The following is an 18,861-nucleotide window of genomic DNA, read 5'->3' on the forward strand; positions in this document are numbered from 1 at the left end:
GATTCCGGGATGCGGACGGGTCGAGCCGGGCTGTGGTGAGCCGTGGTATCCCAGGAGGAGCGGAGAGTGTACCCATCTCCACAGGCGGCTATGCGGCCGGCGGTCAGATTTTCTTCGACTAACGGGTTGAAGTTTTGTTGATCGAGGGTCAGTTGACCATCCGGGCGCCCTACCCTTCAGAGGGTGAAGCAATTGATGTCAGCAGAGTCCGAGGCAGAGCCCGAGGTCGAACCCGTCGGGAACGTGCTCCCGGGCACCCTTCCGGACCTCCTGCGTGCCGAGCTCGTCGCGTTCCGCCGAGACCTGCACATGCACCCAGAACTGGGCAACCAGGAGTTCCGGACCACCGCCGCGATCAAGGCCCGGCTGGAGGCCGCCGGTCTCGAACCGCGCGTCCTCGCCATCGGCACCGGCCTCATCTGTGACATCGGCCCCCGTGACCCCGCCGTACCCATGCTCGCGCTGCGCGCCGACATCGACGCCCTGCCCATCCCGGACACGAAGAGTGACTGCGCGTACCGCTCCACCGTGCCCGACCGCGCCCACGCCTGCGGCCACGACGTGCACACCACCGTCGTCCTCGGCGCCGGCCTCGTGCTCGCCCGGCTGCACGAGCAGGGCCTGCTCCCACGGGCCGTACGACTCCTCTTCCAGCCCGCCGAGGAAGTCCTGCCCGGCGGCGCCGCCGACGCCATCGCGTGCGGGGTGCTCGACGGGGTGGGGCGGATCATCGCCGTGCACTGCGATCCCAAGGTGGACAGCGGGCGGATCGGGCTGCGCATCGGCCCCATCACCTCCGCCTGCGACCGGCTGGAGGTCTCCCTCGACGGCCCCGGCGGCCACACCGCCCGGCCGCACCTGACCACCGACCTCGTCACCGCCGCCGCCCGCGTCGCCACCGACGTGCCCGCGGTCGTCGCCCGCCGCATGGACGCGCGCAGCGGCGTCTCGGTGACCTGGGGCCGTATCGAGTCCGGGCACGCGCCCAACGTCATCCCGCAGCACGCCGAACTGTCGGGCACCGTGCGGTGCCTCGACCTCGACGCCTGGCGGCAGGCGCCCGACGTCGTGCACGCGGCGATCGACGAGATCGCCGGACTGCACCGGGCCAAGTCCGTGATCGAGTACGTCCGCGGAGTGCCGCCCGTCGTCAACGACGCGCTCGTCACCGAACTGCTCCGGGACGCCATGACCGCCCGCCGCGGACCCCTCTCCGTCGAGGACACCGAGCAGAGCCTCGGCGGCGAGGACTTCTCCTGGTACCTGGAGCAGGTGCCCGGCGCCATGGCCCGGCTCGGTGTCCGCACCCCGGGCGAGCGCACCGTACGGGACCTCCACCAGGGCGACTTCGACGCTGACGAGTCCGCGATCACGGTCGGCGTGGAACTGTTCACCGCCGCCGCCCTGATCGACGGCGCGATCTGACCGGCACGCCGTGACCCGGGGGACGCAGGGGTGCCCGTTCGGTACCCCTACGTCCCCTTGTGTCACCCGGGTGTAACCACCCGCGCGGGAACGTAACGCGGCGGCGGCACGATCCGGTAACGGCAAGGAGAAACACCGTTCCCCTCCTCTTCTACGCGCGTTACTGTGCGCGGAAATCGCCACAGAGGCGGCGGCTTGGGGAAGCGGTCCGGTGACGGTGCCGTGGGGACGAAGGAGTGCTTGCTGTGCGTCAGACATCTCGGAGGACGAAGTTCTCCCAAGCTGCGGTGGCCGTCACGGTCATCGCCCTCGCGGCCACCGCCTGCGGTAGCTCCAGCAAGGACGCCGACAAGACGAGCGACAGCGCGTCGTCCTCGTCCGGCAAGTACACCGGCAAGGGCATCGGCCTCGCCTACGACGTCGGCGGCAAGGGCGACCAGTCCTTCAACGACGCGGCCTACGCCGGTTTCCAGAAGGCCGAGAAGGAGTTCAACCTCACCGGCCGCGACATCGAGCCGCAGGACAACGAGTCCGACGCGGACAAGGTGCAGCGCCTGGAGAGCCTCGCCACGGCCGGCTACAACCCGGTGATCGGTGTCGGCTTCGCCTACGCGCCGGCCGTCAAGGAGGCCGCGGCGAAGTTCCCGAACATCACCTTCGGCATCATCGACGACGAGACCATCACCGCCCCGAACGTGGCCGACCTGGTCTTCCACGAGGAGCAGTCCTCGTACCTCGCGGGCGTCGCCGCGGCCAAGGCGACCAAGAAGAACCACATCGGGTTCATCGGCGGCGTGGACGTCCCCCTCATCCACAAGTTCGAAGCCGGCTTCGACCAGGGCGCCAAGTCCGTCAACCCGAGCATCAAGATCGAGTCGCAGTACCTCACGCAGACCGCGGCCCAGGGCGGCTTCTCCAGCCCCGACAAGGGCAAGGACGCGGCGAGCGGCCAGATCGACGCGGGCGCGGACGTCCTGTACGCCGCCGCCGGTCTCTCCGGCCAGGGCGTCATCTCCGAGGCCTCCGCCAAGAAGGTGTGGGCCATCGGCGTCGACTCCGACCAGTACGAGCAGAAGGCGCTCGCCAAGTACAAGGACGCGATCCTCGGCTCGGCCCTGAAGAACGTCGGCGGCGCGGTCTACGACCTGGTCAAGTCCGTCTACGAGGGCAAGCCCAAGACCGGCGTGGTCCGCTACGGCCTCGACAACGACGGCGTCGGCTTCTCCGACACCAACCCGAAGTACAAGGCGATGACGGCCGCGGTGGCCGCGGTGGACAAGGCGAAGGCGGACATCGTCTCCGGCAAGATCACCGTCAACACCAAGTAGCACTAGCCCCTTAGTGCATCGTTCCAGCCTGCACGCCCCTAGGCCCGGGGCACCGATCTCCCGTCTGCCGCGCGACGCCTGGCACGCACGCTCGCCGCGTTGCCGGACCGCCCACGTGGCTCCGCCACGCGAACGCTCCGGCGCCTTGCGATCGCACGCACCAGACGCCGCGCGGCCCGCCCTGCGGGCGGACGACGGGAGATCGGCGCCCCGGGCCTTGCCTCCCGCAAGGGGCGTCCGGCTGTCCGTACGCTTGTCACCATCTGTGGCCACAGCTCTATAACGGACCGGACAGATGGGGTTTTCCGTCTGGTCTACGCGCGTTACGCTGCGGCGGAACCAGCGCCTGGTTTGGGCGCTTGCACGAAGGAGTCTCGTTCCATGCGCCGGGTGTCCCGAATCGCGGTTGCAGGCGTTGCAACCGCAGCTCTTGCAGTAACCGTCTCCGCCTGCGGCAGCTCGTCCAGCGAGTCCAGCTCCAGCGGCAACAGCAGCGGCGGCACGTCCAAGGGTATTGGCCTTGCCTACGACGTCGGCGGCAAGGGCGACCAGTCCTTCAACGACGCGGCCTTCGCCGGTCTGCAGAAGGCCGAGAAGGACCTCGGCGTCGGCGGCCGTGACGTCGAGCCGCAGGACAACGAGTCCGACGCCGACAAGACGCAGCGCCTGGAGACCCTGGCCAAGGCCGGCTACAACCCGGTGATCGGTGTCGGCTTCGCCTACGCCCCCGCCGTCAAGGAAGCCGCCGCGAAGTTCCCGAAGACCACCTTCGGCATCATCGACGACAACACCATCCAGGCCGACAACGTCGCCGACATGGTCTTCCACGAGGAGCAGTCCTCCTACCTGGCCGGCGTCACCGCCGCGCTGACCACGAAGTCGAACACCGTCGGCTTCATCGGCGGCGTGGACGTCCCGCTGATCCACAAGTTCGAGGCCGGCTTCGAGCAGGGCGTCAAGGACACCAAGAAGGGCGTCACGGTCAAGGCGCAGTACCTGACCCAGACCGCCGCGCAGGGCGGCTTCTCCAGCCCCGACAAGGGCGAGGCCGCGGCCGACGGCCAGATCGAGGCCGGCGCGGACGTCGTCTACGCCGCCGCGGGTCTCTCCGGCCAGGGCGTCATCAAGTCGGCCGCCGCGCACAAGGTGTGGGCGATCGGCGTCGACTCCGACCAGTACAAGCAGGCCGCGCTGGCCAAGTACAAGAACTACATCCTGACCTCGGCGCTGAAGAACGTCTCGGGCGCGGTGTACGACCTGTCCAAGTCCGTCATCAAGGACAAGAAGCCGCTGAGCGGCGAGATCCGCGGCTCGCTGAGCAACGGCGCGGTCGGCCTGGCCGACTCGAACCCGACCTTCAAGGACAACGCCGCCCTCCAGGCCGCCCTCGCGAAGGCCGAGGCGGGCATCAAGGACGGCTCGATCAAGGTCAAGACCTCCTGAACCGTTGGTTCTAGGCCAGTCACGACCATGGCCAAAAGAGCGCTGTAATGACAGCGTTACGGCCACGGAACGGGGTGCGGGGAGGATGTCTCCCCGCGCCCCTGCCGTCGATCTCCCGTCTGCCACGCGGCGATCGACGCCAGGGACGCACACCCCGTTCGCGCGGCAGAATGCTCGGAACGGATCGAATGCCAGTCAGAGAACGATCAGGTCCGGGCACTATTTAAAGCAGGGGCGCTACGCGCGTAGAGAGGCCCCTTTCCACGAGGAGAGTTCGCCATCGACGCGTCCAGCAACCCTCCACTCGGCGATCGGTCGACGATCGCGGTCGAGCTGGTGGGGATCACCAAGCGCTTCCCGGGTGTCGTCGCCAACAGCGACATCCACCTGAGTGTCCGCAAAGGCACCGTGCACGCCCTCGTCGGCGAGAACGGCGCCGGCAAGTCGACCCTGATGAAGATCCTCTACGGCATGCAGAAGCCGGACGAGGGCACCATCGCCGTCGACGGCGAGCACGTCACCTTCTCGTCGCCCGCCGACGCCATCGCCCGCGGCATCGGCATGGTCCACCAGCACTTCATGCTCGCCGACAACCTCACCGTCCTGGAGAACGTGGTCCTGGGCAGCGAGAAGCTGCACGGCATCGGCGGCGGCGCCCGCAAGAAGATCAAGGAGATCTCCGACCGCTACGGCCTGAACGTCCGCCCGGACGTCCTCGTCGAGAACCTCGGCGTCGCCGAGCGCCAGCGCGTCGAGATCCTCAAGGTCCTCTACCGCGGCGCCCGCACCCTGATCCTGGACGAGCCCACCGCCGTCCTGGTGCCGCAGGAGGTCGACGCCCTCTTCAGCAACCTGCGCGAGCTGAAGTCCGAGGGCCTCGCGGTCATCTTCATCTCCCACAAGCTCGGCGAGGTCCTCTCCGTCGCCGACGAGATCACCGTCATCCGGCGCGGCACCACCGTCGGCACGGCCGTCCCCTCCTCGACGACCCCCCGCCAGCTCGCCGAGATGATGGTCGGCAGCGAACTCCCCACCCCCGAGACGGCGGAGTCCACGGTCACCGACCGGCCCGTCATCGAGGTCCGGGGCCTCACCGTCTACGCGGCGGGCGGCGCCTCCCTCGGCGCCGAGTCCGAGCCGGCGGCCGGCGGACTGCTGGGCGACGCGGCCGTCGGCGGCACCGCCAAGCGCGTCCTGGACGACGTCACCTTCACCATCCACGCCGGTGAGGTCATGGGCATCGCCGGCGTCGAGGGCAACGGCCAGACCGAACTGATCGACGCGCTGATCGGCCTGAAGAACGCCGACTCCGGCACCATCGGCTTCCTCGGCGACGACATCACGCCGTGGGCCACCCGCAAGCGCCGCGAGAAGGGCATCGGCTACATCCCCGAGGACCGCCATCGCCACGGCCTCCTCCTGGAAGCCCCGCTCTGGGAGAACCGCATCCTCGGCCACGTCACCGAGAAGCCCAACTCCAAGGGCGTGTGGCTGGACATCAAGGGCGCGCAGGCCGACACCCGCCGGATCGTCGAGGAGTACGACGTCCGCACCCCCGGCATCGACGTCACCGCCGCCTCCCTCTCCGGCGGCAACCAGCAGAAGCTGATCGTCGGCCGCGAGATGAGCCACAAGCCGAAGTTCCTGATCGCCGCCCACCCCACCCGCGGTGTGGACGTCGGCGCCCAGGCCGCGATCTGGGACCAGATCCGCGAGGCCCGCCGCGACGGCCTGGCCGTCCTGCTCATCTCCGCCGACCTGGACGAGCTGATCGGCCTGTCGGACACCCTGCGCGTGATCTACGACGGCAGGCTGGTCGCCGACGCCGACCCGGCCACCGTCACCCCCGAGGAACTCGGCTCGGCCATGACCGGCGCCGCCTCCGGTCACCTCGAACACGTCGAGGAAGCAGCGGACGGCGCGGACAGCACCGTAGACAACGGCGCCGACAGCACCGTAGAGAACGCGGACGACACCGCCGCCCCGGAGGACGAGGCCCGATGAAGAAGTTCGACAAGGAGCGCGTGCTCCTCGCCGTGGCCGGACCGGTCATGGCGCTTGTCGCGGCGATCCTGCTGACCTCGGTCGTGCTGCTCGCCTCGGGCAAGAACCCGATCGAGCCGTACAACCTGATGCTCCAGCAGATCGGGTACTCGGACGTCCAGGTCCTGATCGTCAACCAGGCGTCGATGTACTACATCGCCGCCCTGGCGGTCGCCCTCGGCTTCCGGATGAACCTGTTCAACATCGGCGTCGACGGCCAGTACCGCCTCGGCGCCGTGATGACCGCGGTCGTCGGCGCGCACGTGGGCCTGCCGGCCGTGCTCCAGGTGCCGCTGCTGCTCCTGGTCGCCGTCCTCACCGGCGCGTTCTGGGCCGGCATCGCGGGCGTCCTCAAGGTCACCCGCGGGGTCAGCGAGGTCGTTGCGACGATCATGCTCAACGCGATCGCCACCAGCCTCATCCTCTACCTCACGCAGACCAACACCTGGGGCGTGCAGGTCGGCAACAACATGACGACCGGCATCATGAAGAAGTCCGGCTGGATCCCGGGCATCGACCTGGGCTCGGACGTCGGCGAGATCTACGGCCTGGTCTTCCTCGCCGTGATCATGGGCGTCCTGTACTGGCTCGTCCTCAACCGCACCCGCTTCGGCTTCGACCTGCGCGCCACCGGCGAGTCCGAGTCGGCCGCCGCGGCCTCCGGCGTCGACGCCAAGCGCATGACGCTCACCGCGATGCTGATCTCCGGCGCGGTCGCGGGCCTCGCCGGCCTGCCGCTGCTGCTCGGCGACAGCCACACCTACAGCCTCACCTTCCCCGAGGGCCTCGGCTTCACCGCGATCGGCATCGCCCTGCTCGGCCGCAACAACCCGGGCGGCATCGCACTCGCCGCCCTCCTGTGGGCCTTCCTCGACAAGGCGTCTCCCGCCCTGGACTACGCGACCCCGGTCGCGTACCAGAAGGAGATCGCCACGATCATGCAGGGCCTGATCGTCTTCGCGGTCGTCATCTCGTACGAGGTCGTCCGCACCTGGGGCCTGCGCCGCCAGCAGAAGCGCGTCGGTGAGGAACTCGCCGCTGCCGCCCGGAACAACTCCGAGAAGAAGGAGGTGGCGGCCCGATGAGTACCGCGACCATCGCCAAGCCGCAGGCGCAGCAGCCCGGCAAGGGCGGCCGCCGTTTCTCGCTCCCCGTGCTCCTGCTGATCGTCGCGGGCGCCCTGATCCTCACCTCGCTGGTCCGCGTCATCACCGGCGCCGACGGCATCACCTCCACCGGCCAGATGTCCACCGCCCTGCGGGCCGCGGTGCCGATCGGCCTCGCCGGTCTCGGCGGTCTGTGGGCCGAGCGCGCGGGCGTCGTCAACATCGGCCTCGAAGGCATGATGATCCTCGGCACCTGGTTCGGCGCCTGGGCCGGCTACCAGTGGGGCCCGTGGACCGGCGTCGTCTTCGGCGTCATCGGCGGCTGCCTCGGCGCGCTGCTGCACGCCATCGCCACGGTGACGTTCAACGTCAACCACATCGTCTCCGGTGTCGCCATCAACATCCTGGCGCTCGGCACCACCCGCTATCTGTCGAAGTTCACCTTCGCCAACACCGAGCAGGGCTCCGCCAAGCAGTCCCCGCCGATCGACTCGCTGGGCACCTTCGACATCCCCGGCCTCTCCACCTGGCTGGACAAGCTCAACGAGAAGCACTGGTTCCTGATCTCGGACCTCGGGGGCCTGATCGGCGGCCTGTTCACCGACCTCTCCCCGCTCACCGTCATCGCGGTGGCCCTCGTCCCGGCCACCTGGTGGATCCTCTGGCGCACGGCCTTCGGCCTGCGGCTGCGCTCCTGCGGCGAGAACCCGGTGGCCGCCGAGTCCCTCGGCGTCAACGTCTACAAGTACAAGTACATCGCCGTGATCATCTCCGGCGGCTTCGCCGGCCTCGGCGGCGCCTTCCTGTCGATCGTCGCGTCCAACGTCTACCTCGACGGCCAGACCGGCGGACGCGGCTACATCGGCCTCGCCTCGATGATCTTCGGCAACTGGATGCCGGGCGGACTCGCCCTCGGCGCGGGCCTGTTCGGCTACACCGACAGCCTCAACCTGCGCGGCGGCTCCACCAACGTGCACGCCCTGATCCTGCTCATCGGCTTCCTGCTGGTCGCCGGCTGCGCGTACATGATCTGGAAGAAGCGGTACGTCCCGGCCGTCGCCACCGCCGTCGTCGCCGCCCTGATGTTCGTCTGGTACGCCACCACGGACGACGTCCCGACCCAACTGGTCGGCGCCAGCCCCTACATCGTCACCCTGCTGGTGCTCTCGCTCTCCGCGCAGCACCTGCGGATGCCGAAGGCGGACGGCCTGCCGTACCGGAAGGGACAGGGCAAGTGACCTCGCCCGCCGCCGAGTTGGCCGTGGACTGGGACGAACTGCGCGCCGAGGCGCGGGAGGCGATGTCCCACGCGTACGCGCCGTACTCGGGCTACCCCGTCGGGGTCGCCGCCCGGGTCGACGACGGACGCACGGTCTCCGGCTGCAACGTGGAGAACGCGTCCTACGGCCTCGGCCTGTGCGCCGAGTGCGGGCTGGTCTCCCACCTCCAGCGCACCGGCGGCGGCCGGCTGACGCACTTCACCTGCGTCGACGGCAAGGGCGACATCCTCGTCCCGTGCGGCCGCTGCCGCCAGCTGCTCTACGAGTTCGGCGGCCCGGATCTGCTGGTGGAGACACCGAAGGGCATCCTGCCGCTCTCGGAGATGCTCCCGCAGGCCTTCGGGCCGGACCATCTCACCAGGTAACTCCCGTGCGGCCCTTCCGAGTCGGCGACCACGACACGGAAGGGCCGCGCATTTTCTGAACGTTCGGAAGGAAAGCCAAGCCATGGCGCAAGTGTCGATGGATGCCATCTCCGTCATCCGTACCAAGCGGGACCGCGGTGAACTGAGCGACGAGCAGATCGACTGGGTCATCGACGCGTACACCCGCGGGGACGTGGCCGACTACCAGATGGCCGCCCTCAACATGGCGATCCTCCTCAACGGCATGAACCGCCGCGAGATCGCCACCTGGACCGCCGCGATGATCGCCTCCGGCGAGCGCATGGACTTCTCGTCCCTGTCCCGCCCGACGGCCGACAAGCACTCCACGGGCGGCGTCGGCGACAAGATCACGCTCCCGCTGGCCCCGCTGGTCGCGGCCTGCGGCGCGGCCGTCCCGCAGCTCTCCGGCCGGGGCCTCGGCCACACCGGCGGCACCCTCGACAAGCTGGAGGCGATCCCCGGCTGGCGCGCGCTGCTCTCCAACGAGGAGATGCTGCACGTGCTGGACACGACCGGCGCGGTGATCTGCGCGGCGGGCGACGGCCTGGCCCCGGCGGACAAGAAGCTGTATGCCCTGCGGGACGTGACGGGAACGGTGGAGGCCATCCCCCTGATCGCCTCGTCCATCATGTCGAAGAAGATCGCGGAGGGCACCGGTTCCCTGGTCCTGGACGTGAAGGTCGGCACGGGCGCGTTCATGAAGACGATCGAGGACGCGCGTGAACTGGCTTCCACGATGGTCGGGTTGGGCACGGACCACGGCGTGCGGACGGTGGCCCTGCTGACGGACATGTCGACCCCCCTGGGCCTGACGGCGGGCAACGCGCTGGAGGTCCGCGAGTCGGTCGAGGTCCTGGCCGGCGGCGGCCCCTCGGACGTCGTCGAGCTGACGATCGCCCTGGCCCGGGAGATGCTCGACGCGGCCGGAGTGAAGGACGCCGACCCGGCGAAGGCCCTCGCCGACGGGTCCGCGATGGACGTCTGGCGCCGGATGATCGCCGCGCAGGGCGGCGACCCGGACGCGGAACTGCCGGTGGCCCGCGAGCAGCACGTGGTGACGGCGTCGGCGTCCGGCGTCCTCACCCGCCTCGACGCCTACGACATCGGCATCGCCGCCTGGCGCCTCGGCGCGGGCCGCGCCCGCAAGGAGGACCCGGTCCAGGCGGGCGCGGGCGTGGAGATGCACGCCAAGCCGGGCGACACCGTGACCGCGGGCCAGCCCCTCCTGACCCTCCACACGGACACCCCGGACCGCTTCGCGTACGCCCTGGAGGCCGTCAAGGGTTCCTACGACATCGCCGCCGAGGGAACGGACTTCAAGGCGACGCCGGTGGTCCTGGAGCGCATCGCCTAGCCGAGAGCCGACAGCGGGGGAGGGCCGGGACGTCCAGAGTCCCGGCCCTTCGAACGCACAACCCCCGGATCACTGCCTCTCCCGGGGACGCGGGGGAGGACCTGGACGCACAAACCCCGGATCACTGCCACTCCCAGGGGCGCGGGGAACTGCGCGACCAGCCACAACGCACCCGCACACAGCACACGACCCCACCACCCACCTCACCTCACCTCACCCCAGCACCGCCGCGACCACCACCAACACCGGCACCGACAACACCGTGGACAGCAGGATCGAGTCCCGGGCCAACCCCTCACCCACCCGGTACCGGCTCGCGTACGTGTACAGGTTCTGCGCGGCGGGCAGCGCCGACGTCACCACCACGTCCAGCAACCCGGCCCCGCGCATACCGAACACCATCGCGGCCAGCACCCACGCGATCACCGGCTGCCCCACCGCCTTCAGCGCGACGGACAACAGCACCGGCCACCGGTCGACCCCCCGCCCCGGCAACGAACTCCCCCGCAGCGAGATCCCGAACCCGATCAGCACCGCCGGCACCGCCATGTTCCCGATCAGCGTGAGCGGATCCAGCACCGGATCCGGAACATGCACCCCGGCCCCCGCCACCGCGACCCCCGCGAGCGACCCGAGCGCGATCGGATTGCGCAGCGGAGTCAGCAGCCGTAGCCACAAGGGCCCCTTCTCGCCCGCCCCCGACAGATCGAGGACCGTCAGCGCGAGCGGGCTCACCACCACGAGCTGGAACAGCATCACCGGCGCCACCAGCGAGGCATTGCCCAGGACGTACACCGAGATCGGGATCCCGAGGTTGCCGGAGTTGACGTAGCTCGAACAGAGCGCGCCGATCGTCGTACGGCCGACGCCCCACCCCCGTACGGCCCCCACCGCGACGAACAGCCCCGCCACCGCCGCCGTGCTCAGCATCGTCACGAGCAGACCGCCGGAGAAGATCACCGAGAGGTCGGCCCGCGCCAGGGTGGTGAACAGCAGCGCCGGGGACGCGACGTTGAACGCCAGCTTGGTCAGGACGTCCCGCCCGTGTGCGCCGAGGGACCCGCGCACCCCGAGCAGATAGCCGACCGCGATGACCACTCCGATGACCGCGAACCCGGTCAGCACCCCCTGCACGGCACCCCCTCGGCGGAGCCGTCCGCACGCGAGAGGCCGTCGGGTATCCAGGGCGGGGCTGATCCGTGGGGCATACACCAAACCTAGGCGGTCGCCCCCGATGAGTTACGCCCGCCCACCCGGTCTACCGATCGTGGACGCCAAGACACCCGCTGTACTCGTGCCGGCCCGCCCCGTCACCCCCGACGAGGTGGCGGAGCTGTGCGCCGAGGTACGGGCGCTGCTGAAGACGACGACCGGTGCCGGAGTGGTCCTCGTCGAAGTCGTCGGCCCCGGACCACCGGGGCTCGGCGCCGTCGACCTCTTGGCCCGCCTCCATCTGACCGCCCGCCGGTCCGGAGGCCGGATACGGCTGCGCTCACCCGCCCCTGCGCTACGCGCCCTCCTCGATCTCGTCGGACTCCGCTTCGAGATGGAGGGGCAGGTCGAACAGCGGGAACCAGCGCTTGGTGTCCAGGAAGAAGTGGAACCCGGTGAGCCCGCCGTCTGAGATCTCCAGGACCTGGACCGCCCAGGGGGAGAAGCCGCCGGTGTCCGGGTCCGGCTTGTACTGGGCGAAGCCGGGCAGGCCGTTCACCTCGACGGGGATCAGGCGGGAGCCCTCGCAGGCGGCACCGATCGTCGTCATGAAGCCCGTGATGTCGTCGTGGCCGGTCAGCCACAGGTCGAACGGCGGCATCGTCATGATGGCGTCCTCGTGCAGCAGCGCGGTGAGCGCGGCCATGTCGTAGCCCTCGAAGGCCGCGACGTAGCGCTCCAGGAGCTTGCGCTGCTCCTCGTCGAGCGGGTCGGAGACGGCGGCGTCGGCCGCCTTCTCGTCCCGCTCGGCGAGGGTCGCGCGGGCCCGCTGCAACGCGCTGTTGACCGACGCGACGGAGGTGTCGAGCAGCTCGGCGACCTCGTTGGCCCGCCAGGCGAGGACCTCGCGGAGGATCAGCACCGCCCTTTGTTTCGGCGGGAGTTGCTGCAGGGCCGCCATGAACGCGAGCCGCACCGACTCCTTGGCCACGGCCGCCTCCGCGGGGTCTGCGACGGTCGGCAGGACGCGCGCGTCCGGCATCGGTTCCAGCCAGGTGTTGTCGGGGCGGGGGGACAGCGCGGCCTGCGCGAGGGGAGTGGAGTCGCTGAGGTCGACGGGGCGGGCCCGCTTGTTGCCCGCGGACAGCATGTCCAGGCAGACGTTCGTCGCGATCCGGTACAGCCAGGAGCGCAGGCTGGACCTGCCCTCGAACTTCTCGTAGTTCCGCCAGGCGCGGACCATGGTGTCCTGCACCGCGTCCTCGGCCTCGAAGGAGGAGCCGAGCATGCGGTAGCAGTACCCGGTCAGCTCGACGCGGTGTTTCTCCAGCCTGACGTCGAGGTCGTCCGTCGCCGTCACGGTGCTGTCGCTCATGGTCTCGCCCACCCACCCCTGTGGCCGTTCTTCCCTTACCCCGAAACGTAGCGCAGCCCACTGACAATGGCGCGAGGAGTGAATGAACGTGCAGCTCGGAGGGGGTACGGGCCTCAGGCCGCCACCACACCCCGCCGCTCCACCCGGGCCGCGCGTGATCCGAGCACGGTGATCGTGACCACGCCGACGACCGCCAGCAGGCCGACCCCGACCGTCCCGGCCCAGCCTCCCGCGTGGAACGCCGTCGCGCCGATCGTGCTGCCGGTGCTGGAGCCGATGTAGTACGCGGACTGGTAGAGCGCGGAGGCCTGCGCGCGTCCTGTGGTCGCCGTCTTGCTGACCGCCGAGGAGGCGACCGCGTGCCCCGCGAAGAAGCCGGCCGTGATGAGGACCAGGCCCAGCAGCACCAGCGGGAGCGAGTCGGCGAGGGAGACGAGCAGGCCCGCCGCCGTCGTGCCGCCTGCCAGGTACAGCGCGCCCCGGCGGCCGAGCCGGCCCACCAGCCGGCCCGCCGTGGACGCGGACACGGTTCCCACCAGGTAGACCAGGAAGATCGAGCCGATGATGCCCTGGGGGAGGGAGAAGGGGGCTTCGGTGAGGCGGTAGCCGATGACCGTGTAGACGCCGCCGAAGACCGTCATGAAGAGCGCGCCGATCGCGTACAGGCGGCACAGCAGCGGGTTCGCGAGGTGGTCGCGGACCGCGCGGGCCAGGACGCGGGGGCGCAGCGAACCCGGTGTGAAGTGCCGGGGGGCGGGGAGGAGCAGCCGGAAGGCGACCGCGCAGCCGACCGCGATGACGCCGATCACCCCGACCGCGACCCGCCAGCCCCACTCCTGTGCGACCCAGCCGGTGATGATCCGGCCGCTCATCCCGCCGACGCTGTTGCCGGCCACGAACAGTCCGATCGCGGTCACCAGCGCCTTCGGCCGGACCTCCTCCGCCAGGTAGGCCGTCGCCGAGGCGGGCAGCCCGGCCAGCGCGGCACCCTGGAGGAACCGCAGCACCACCAGCGCGCCGAGCGACGGCGCGAACGGCACCAGCACCCCGATGCCCACGGCGACGGCCAGCGACGCCGTCATGACCGTACGGCGTCCGCACCGCTCGGACAGCGCGCTCATCGGCAGGACGAACAGCGCGAGCCCACCCGTGGCCGCCGCCACGGTCCAGCTCGCCGCGCTCGCCGAGACCGCGAAACCGGAGGAGATCAACGGCAGCAGGGCCTGGGTGGAGTAGAGGAGCGCGAAGGTCGCCACGCCCGCGAGGAACAGGGCGAAGCTCATTCGGCGATAGCCGGGACCACCCGGCGTCAGCCGTGAGTCGGAGTCGGGGGCGGGGAGGGTGGCGGCCACGGTCGTGGACGCCCCGGTATCGGCGGAAGGCATGCTGCGACGCTACGTACGCGCCCGCTCATCCGTCCAATGCACGGAAACGTCATAATCGTTCCCATGGTGCATCAGCAGAGGTCACAGACTCACCTGTCACCGTCCGGTGACACAGAAGACATCGTCGCGCTGCTCGCGCCCCGCCTCGCGTACTTCGCCGGAGTCGCCCGCACCGAACACGTCACCCGGGCCGCGCAGGAGATGCAGGTCCCGCAGTCCACCCTGTCGCGGGCGATGGTCCGCCTCGAACAGGACCTGGGCGTGGACCTGTTCGCCCGCAGGGGCCGCACGGTGTCGCTGACCCCGGCGGGCCGTACCTTCCTCGCCTCCGTCGACCGCGCCCTCGCCGAGATCGAACGCGCCGCCGACGAGGTCCGCGCCGACGCCGACCCCACCACCGGCAAGGTCGCGTTCGGCTTCCTCCACACCCTCGGCTCGGAGACCGTCCCCGGTCTCATCCGGGCCTTCCGGGCCGACCACCCCCGCGTCCGCTTCAGCCTCGTCCAGAACTACGGCGAGGCCATGCTGGAGCGGCTGCGGGCGGGGGAGCTGGACCTGTGCCTGACCTCCCCGGTCCCGGACGCCCCCGGCCTGGTGGCCCGCCGCCTCGACGAGCAGAAGCTCCGCCTGGTCGTCCCCGCCGACCACCGCCTGGCGGCCCGCAAGCGCATCCGCCTGGCCGAGGCGGCCGACGAGACCTTCGTGACCCTGGAACCGGGCTACGGCCTCCGCCGCATCACCGACGACGTCTGCAAGGAGGCCGGCTTCAGGCCCCGGGTGGCCTTCGAGGGCGAGGAGGCCGAGACCCTGAGGGGTCTGGTGGCGGCGGGCCTGGGGGTGGCCCTCCTCCCGCCGCCGGCCGTACCCCGCCCGGGAGTCGCGGAACTGACGGTCACCGCGCCGAGGGCGGTGCGGGAGATCGGCGTCGCCTGGCTGGACGGCCGTCCGGACACTCCGCCGGTGGCCGCTTTCAAGCAGTTCCTGCTCGCACGGAGGGGCAACCTGCTGCCGACGTGAGGACCGCCCGCCCAGGGGCGCGGGGAACCTCAGGGCCTGCGGAGCGACCGCCCGAACCCCGCGGCCAACGGCATCCGCAGCCCCAGCGGCGGCGGAGCCATCAACGCGTCCTGGACCGGCCGGGAGAACGCCCGCCCGAACAGCGCCCCCATCACGAAGTCCTCGGTCAGCGCGTGCACTTCCTGCCGGTGCTGGTGCAACGCGTGTCCGTCGGAGTGCACTTCGAACCGGCAGATGTCCCGGTTCGCCTTCTTCGCCCGGGCCGCCAGCCGGAACGACAACTCGGGGTCGGTCCGCTCGTCGTTGGTGCCGTGCACGATCAACACCCGCCGCCCGGCGAGTTGTTTCACCGGTTCGGGTGGCGCCGCGACGTCCTGCTCGGGCAGCCAAGGCGCCAGCGCCACCACGGAGTTCACCGCCTCGTGCCCCGCGGAGCGCAACGCGGCGCGGGCGCCCATGTCGATACCGGTGAGACACACGGGCACATCCCCGTACCGCCGTACGACCTCCTCGACCGCCCAGGTCGCGTCGTGCGCGAGCTGCGCCTCGCTGCCGTTCCAGCCGCGGCAGCGGTAGTGGACGACATGGGTGGCGAGCCCGTCGGCCTGGCCCGCGCGGGCCAGCCTGCGGCCCAACGTCCGTACGGAGGCTGTCGCCATCATGGGGGAGGGCCTGCGGCTGGAGACCTCCTCGCCGCCGGGGAGCAGCAGCACCACGCCGCTCACCGAGGTCGGTTCGGAGCCGAGCGCTCTCCCCAGCCGGGCCGTCCTGACCGGCGTCGCTTGCTGTGCCATGACAGAACAGTGTCAGAAGCGAGCGTGTACGCCACCCTTCCGCGCGGTCACCGTTACGTATCGACGGATTCGTACAGCGGGTGATCTACGCGCGTAGGAGTTAGAGTGCCGAAATGACGAGCCAGACCACGAACATCCCGAGCTCGGACCAGATCCGCCGGGCGCCGAAGGTTCTGCTGCACGACCACCTCGACGGCGGTCTCCGCCCGGGGACGATCGTCGAACTCGCCCGGGACGCCGGGTACACCGGACTCCCCGAGACCGACCCGGACAAGCTCGGCGTGTGGTTCGCCGAGGCCGCCGACTCCGGTTCGCTGGAGCGGTACCTGGAGACGTTCTCGCACACCGTCGCCGTGATGCAGACCCGGGACGCGCTGATCCGGGTCGCCCGCGAGTGCGCCGAGGACCTCGCCGAGGACGGTGTCGTCTACGCGGAGGTGCGGTACGCGCCCGAGCAGCACCTCGACGGCGGGCTCAGCCTCGAAGAGGTCGTCGAGGCCGTCAACGAGGGCTTCCGGCAAGGGGAGTCCGCGGCCCGGGAGGGTGGGCGGCGGATCCGGGTGGGGGCTCTGCTGACCGCCATGCGGCATGCCGCCCGCGCCCTGGAGATCGCCGAACTCGCCAACCGCCACCGCGACTCGGGTGTCGTCGGCTTCGACATCGCGGGCGCGGAGGCCGGGTTCCCGCCCACCCGGCACCTGGACGCCTTCGAGTACCTGAAGCGCGAGAACAACCACTTCACGATCCACGCCGGCGAGGCCTTCGGGCTGCCGTCGATCTGGCAGGCGTTGCAGTGGTGCGGCGCCGACCGGCTCGGGCACGGGGTGCGCATCATCGACGACATCCAGGTGAAGGAGGACGGTTCCGTCGAGCTGGGGCGGCTCGCGTCGTACGTGCGGGACAAGCGCATCCCGCTGGAGCTGTGTCCCAGCTCCAACCTCCAGACCGGGGCCGCCGACTCCTACGCCGAGCATCCGATCGGGCTGCTGCGCCGGCTGCACTTCAGGGCGACGGTCAACACCGACAACCGTCTCATGTCGCACACCAGCATGAGCCAGGAATTCGAGCACCTTGTCGACGCGTTCGGTTATTCGCTCGACGACATGCAGTGGTTCTCCGTCAATGCTATGAAGTCAGCATTCATTCCTTTCGATGAACGACTCGCGATGATCAATGACGTGATCAAGCCCGGATATGCCGAGCTGAAATCCGAATGGCTGTTCCGGCAGACCGCTTCCACCAGCGGTTCTGCGGCGGAAGAGGGCTGAACGGGGGAGCGGGACGGTATCGGAATGCGGACGGGCTTTCACAATCCGTCCGCATTTCGATGTTTGCGGCGGGCGCCTTCGCATGTTTACGGTCTTGGACCGCTCACATCCCCGTCATCCCATTCAAGGACGCATTCACCATGAAGCAGTCTGCTGCCAAGACCCTCGGTGTCGCCGCCCTCGGTGCCGCTTTCGCCGCCGCGGGCGCGGGTGCCGCGAGCGCCGCCCCGGCCCTGCCGGACGCCACCCAGACGCTGGGTGCCGTGACCCACACGCTGCCCGCGGAGAACGTCGCCAAGGCGCTGCCGGGTGCCGGTCAGGCGCTGAGCCAGGCGCAGCCCGCGCTCGCCGGTGGCCTCTCCGCCGTGCAGCCGGCCGCCGAGAAGGTCCTGGCCGACGGTCCGACCGCGCCCGTCGCCGGGCTGCTGGGCGGACTGCCGCTGTCGCAGACGGGCCTCCCCACGCACGGCGTGCCGCTGAACGGCATCCCGCTGGGCTGACCCCACCCCCGCACGCGCCGATGGGGCGCACCCCTGGAGAGGGGTGCGCCCCATCGGCTTGCGCGGACGCGGGCGATGTCCGGGACCGGCGCGTCACCAGGCCTCGGTGCGCACCTTGTCCTCGGCCGGGAACAGGATCCACAGCGCGATGTAGAGCAGGAACTGCGGGCCGGGCAGCAGGCAGGAGACCAGGAAGATCACCCGCATCGTGGTGGCGGAGGTCCCGAAGCGCCGCGCCAGCGCAGCGCACACTCCGCCGATCATGCGGCCTTGGGTGGGGCGGGCAATGGCGGTCATGAGGGGCTCCTTCGCGAGCGGCTGTCGGAGGCCCCCGTCCGGGCGCCTCATCTGTCCTCAACGGTACGGAGCCGCCGTCCGCCCCGCGTCGCTCTACGGAGCGATGCCGACCCTGGGAATCGTCGGGGTCCGGCCCTGAGCCGGTTCCTCCTGGAGGAGGGCCAGAGGAGGGCCCGTCTCGCCCCTGCGGCGGAGCCGGGCGCGGGCCGCGGGGACGATCGCGGCATGGGCCATGGCGACGCCCACCGTGTTCATGAGCAGGGAGTCGATGTCCACGACCTGGCCGGGGACCCCGGTCTGGAGCAGTTCGATGCCCAGGGAGATCAGGGCGCCCGCGGCGACGGTACGGATGAGGGACGCGAGCGGGGAGACATGCAGCCGCCCGCTGACCATCGGGAGGAGGACGCCCAGGGGCGCCAGTAGGGCGAGGCCCTCACCGATCCGCTTCGACGCCTCGGGCCAGCCCATCGCGAGGTCGGCTCTGATGCTGGCCAGCGGGTGCAGGTTCGGGGGCATCACCCAGGGGACGTCCCGGGGGCGCAGCGTGACCCAGGCGACGAGCACGAGATGTGCGACGAGGAGGACACCTCCTGCCACACGGATGCGAATCGCGGCGCTGCCGCCGATGGAGCCTTGACGCTGCACGCCCCACAAGACGCCCTGTCCGGCACGATCGGTTCCGGGTAGGTGCCACGCACCAGGGTGAGG

18 protein-coding genes are annotated in these 18,861 nt (G+C 70.4%); 12 read left to right on the forward strand and 6 right to left on the reverse strand.

Features of this window, described 5'->3' with window-relative positions; all coding sequences use genetic code 11:
• Window positions 1-195: 195 nt before the first annotated feature.
• The 8 genes from ACIPTO_RS09100 to ACIPTO_RS09135 all read left to right on the forward strand — a co-directional run bounded on the left by ACIPTO_RS09100 (window position 196) and on the right by ACIPTO_RS09135 (window position 10,365).
• Window positions 196-1,425, forward strand: a complete 1,230-nt coding sequence (locus ACIPTO_RS09100; RefSeq protein WP_401190376.1) for an amidohydrolase — start codon at window positions 196-198, stop codon at window positions 1,423-1,425.
• A gap of 287 nt (window positions 1,426-1,712) precedes the next feature.
• On the forward strand, window positions 1,713-2,753 hold the full coding sequence (locus ACIPTO_RS09105) for a BMP family ABC transporter substrate-binding protein (protein ID WP_366317084.1): 1,041 nt from the start codon (window positions 1,713-1,715) through the stop codon (window positions 2,751-2,753).
• 381 nt (window positions 2,754-3,134) lie between these two features.
• Window positions 3,135-4,196, forward strand: coding sequence for a BMP family ABC transporter substrate-binding protein (locus tag ACIPTO_RS09110; protein ID WP_366316248.1), 1,062 nt, complete (start codon window positions 3,135-3,137; stop codon window positions 4,194-4,196).
• A 321-nt stretch (window positions 4,197-4,517) separates the two neighbouring features.
• On the forward strand, window positions 4,518-6,200 hold the full coding sequence (locus ACIPTO_RS09115; RefSeq protein ID WP_401190854.1) for an ABC transporter ATP-binding protein: 1,683 nt from the start codon (window positions 4,518-4,520) through the stop codon (window positions 6,198-6,200).
• Window positions 6,197-7,324, forward strand: coding sequence for an ABC transporter permease (locus tag ACIPTO_RS09120; RefSeq protein WP_328829495.1), 1,128 nt, complete (start codon window positions 6,197-6,199; stop codon window positions 7,322-7,324). Before ACIPTO_RS09115 ends, ACIPTO_RS09120 begins: the two co-directional genes overlap by 4 nt.
• Window positions 7,321-8,583, forward strand: a complete 1,263-nt coding sequence (locus tag ACIPTO_RS09125) for an ABC transporter permease (protein WP_401190379.1) — start codon at window positions 7,321-7,323, stop codon at window positions 8,581-8,583. The genes ACIPTO_RS09120 and ACIPTO_RS09125 overlap by 4 nt, the downstream gene beginning before the upstream one ends.
• The gene (locus ACIPTO_RS09130; protein WP_366316244.1) at window positions 8,580-8,990 is read left to right on the forward strand and encodes a cytidine deaminase; all 411 of its coding nucleotides are present in this window, start codon (window positions 8,580-8,582) and stop codon (window positions 8,988-8,990) included. The genes ACIPTO_RS09125 and ACIPTO_RS09130 overlap by 4 nt, the downstream gene beginning before the upstream one ends.
• Window positions 8,991-9,081: 91 nt before the next feature.
• Complete coding sequence (locus ACIPTO_RS09135) at window positions 9,082-10,365, forward strand: thymidine phosphorylase (protein ID WP_366317080.1); 1,284 nt, start codon at window positions 9,082-9,084, stop codon at window positions 10,363-10,365.
• A gap of 213 nt (window positions 10,366-10,578) precedes the next feature.
• On the opposite strand, the gene ACIPTO_RS09140 is transcribed toward ACIPTO_RS09135, so the two are convergent.
• Window positions 10,579-11,499 (reverse strand): AEC family transporter, encoded by a 921-nt coding sequence (locus tag ACIPTO_RS09140; RefSeq protein WP_366316242.1) that lies wholly within the window; start codon window positions 11,497-11,499, stop codon window positions 10,579-10,581.
• 100 nt (window positions 11,500-11,599) lie between these two features.
• On the opposite strand from ACIPTO_RS09140, the gene ACIPTO_RS09145 reads away from it, so the two are divergent.
• Window positions 11,600-11,989 carry an STAS domain-containing protein gene (locus tag ACIPTO_RS09145; protein WP_401190381.1) on the forward strand — a complete coding sequence of 130 codons (390 nt, stop codon included), beginning with the start codon at window positions 11,600-11,602 and terminating at the stop codon, window positions 11,987-11,989.
• On the opposite strand, the gene ACIPTO_RS09150 is transcribed toward ACIPTO_RS09145, so the two are convergent.
• Both ACIPTO_RS09150 and ACIPTO_RS09155 read right to left on the reverse strand, forming a co-directional pair.
• Window positions 11,873-12,892: a sigma-70 family RNA polymerase sigma factor gene (locus tag ACIPTO_RS09150; RefSeq protein WP_366316238.1), complete on the reverse strand. Its 1,020-nt coding sequence runs from the start codon at window positions 12,890-12,892 to the stop codon at window positions 11,873-11,875. The genes ACIPTO_RS09145 and ACIPTO_RS09150 overlap by 117 nt on opposite strands.
• A 113-nt stretch (window positions 12,893-13,005) precedes the next feature.
• Window positions 13,006-14,277, reverse strand: a complete 1,272-nt coding sequence (locus ACIPTO_RS09155) for an MFS transporter (protein WP_401190383.1) — start codon at window positions 14,275-14,277, stop codon at window positions 13,006-13,008.
• A gap of 63 nt (window positions 14,278-14,340) precedes the next feature.
• On the opposite strand from ACIPTO_RS09155, the gene ACIPTO_RS09160 reads away from it, so the two are divergent.
• Window positions 14,341-15,294, forward strand: coding sequence for a LysR family transcriptional regulator (locus tag ACIPTO_RS09160; protein ID WP_401190385.1), 954 nt, complete (start codon window positions 14,341-14,343; stop codon window positions 15,292-15,294).
• Window positions 15,295-15,323: 29 nt separating this feature from the next.
• On the opposite strand, the gene ACIPTO_RS09165 is transcribed toward ACIPTO_RS09160, so the two are convergent.
• Entirely contained in the window at window positions 15,324-16,088 is a 765-nt protein-coding gene (locus ACIPTO_RS09165; RefSeq protein WP_366316232.1) for an alpha/beta hydrolase, read from the reverse strand.
• 113 nt (window positions 16,089-16,201) lie between these two features.
• Here ACIPTO_RS09165 and ACIPTO_RS09170 point away from each other — a divergent pair, with 113 nt between their 5' ends.
• Entirely contained in the window at window positions 16,202-17,356 is a 1,155-nt protein-coding gene (locus ACIPTO_RS09170) for an adenosine deaminase (RefSeq protein ID WP_401190386.1), read from the forward strand.
• Window positions 17,357-17,496: 140 nt separating this feature from the next.
• Window positions 17,497-17,856, forward strand: coding sequence for an ATP-binding protein (locus ACIPTO_RS09175; protein WP_366316228.1), 360 nt, complete (start codon window positions 17,497-17,499; stop codon window positions 17,854-17,856).
• 93 nt (window positions 17,857-17,949) lie between these two features.
• On the opposite strand, the gene ACIPTO_RS09180 is transcribed toward ACIPTO_RS09175, so the two are convergent.
• Both ACIPTO_RS09180 and ACIPTO_RS09185 read right to left on the reverse strand, forming a co-directional pair.
• A complete protein-coding gene (locus tag ACIPTO_RS09180; protein WP_033280213.1) occupies window positions 17,950-18,153 on the reverse strand; it encodes a PspC domain-containing protein in 204 nt (67 codons plus the stop codon).
• Window positions 18,154-18,246: 93 nt separating this feature from the next.
• Window positions 18,247-18,798 (reverse strand): VanZ family protein, encoded by a 552-nt coding sequence (locus ACIPTO_RS09185; RefSeq protein ID WP_366316226.1) that lies wholly within the window; start codon window positions 18,796-18,798, stop codon window positions 18,247-18,249.
• Between the last annotated feature and the right edge of the window lie 63 nt (window positions 18,799-18,861).

Source organism: Streptomyces sp. NPDC090083 (assembly GCF_044747445.1).
Classification (GTDB): Bacteria; Actinomycetota; Actinomycetes; order Streptomycetales; family Streptomycetaceae; genus Streptomyces.

Bases quoted from the DNA above. Each gene is read 5' to 3' on its own strand.
- ACIPTO_RS09100 (WP_401190376.1), top strand. From the start codon at position 196: ATGTCAGCAGAGTCCGAGGCAGAGCCCGAGGTCGAACCCGTCGGGAAC.
- ACIPTO_RS09110 (WP_366316248.1), top strand. From the start codon at position 3,135: ATGCGCCGGGTGTCCCGAATCGCGGTTGCAGGCGTTGCAACCGCAGCT.
- ACIPTO_RS09120 (WP_328829495.1), top strand. From the start codon at position 6,197: ATGAAGAAGTTCGACAAGGAGCGCGTGCTCCTCGCCGTGGCCGGACCG.
- ACIPTO_RS09125 (WP_401190379.1), top strand. From the start codon at position 7,321: ATGAGTACCGCGACCATCGCCAAGCCGCAGGCGCAGCAGCCCGGCAAG.
- ACIPTO_RS09145 (WP_401190381.1), top strand. From the start codon at position 11,600: ATGAGTTACGCCCGCCCACCCGGTCTACCGATCGTGGACGCCAAGACA.
- ACIPTO_RS09150 (WP_366316238.1), bottom strand. From the start codon at position 12,892: ATGAGCGACAGCACCGTGACGGCGACGGACGACCTCGACGTCAGGCTG.
- ACIPTO_RS09155 (WP_401190383.1), bottom strand. From the start codon at position 14,277: ATGCCTTCCGCCGATACCGGGGCGTCCACGACCGTGGCCGCCACCCTC.
- ACIPTO_RS09160 (WP_401190385.1), top strand. From the start codon at position 14,341: ATGGTGCATCAGCAGAGGTCACAGACTCACCTGTCACCGTCCGGTGAC.
- ACIPTO_RS09165 (WP_366316232.1), bottom strand. From the start codon at position 16,088: ATGGCACAGCAAGCGACGCCGGTCAGGACGGCCCGGCTGGGGAGAGCG.
- ACIPTO_RS09170 (WP_401190386.1), top strand. From the start codon at position 16,202: ATGACGAGCCAGACCACGAACATCCCGAGCTCGGACCAGATCCGCCGG.
- ACIPTO_RS09175 (WP_366316228.1), top strand. From the start codon at position 17,497: ATGAAGCAGTCTGCTGCCAAGACCCTCGGTGTCGCCGCCCTCGGTGCC.
- ACIPTO_RS09180 (WP_033280213.1), bottom strand. From the start codon at position 18,153: ATGACCGCCATTGCCCGCCCCACCCAAGGCCGCATGATCGGCGGAGTG.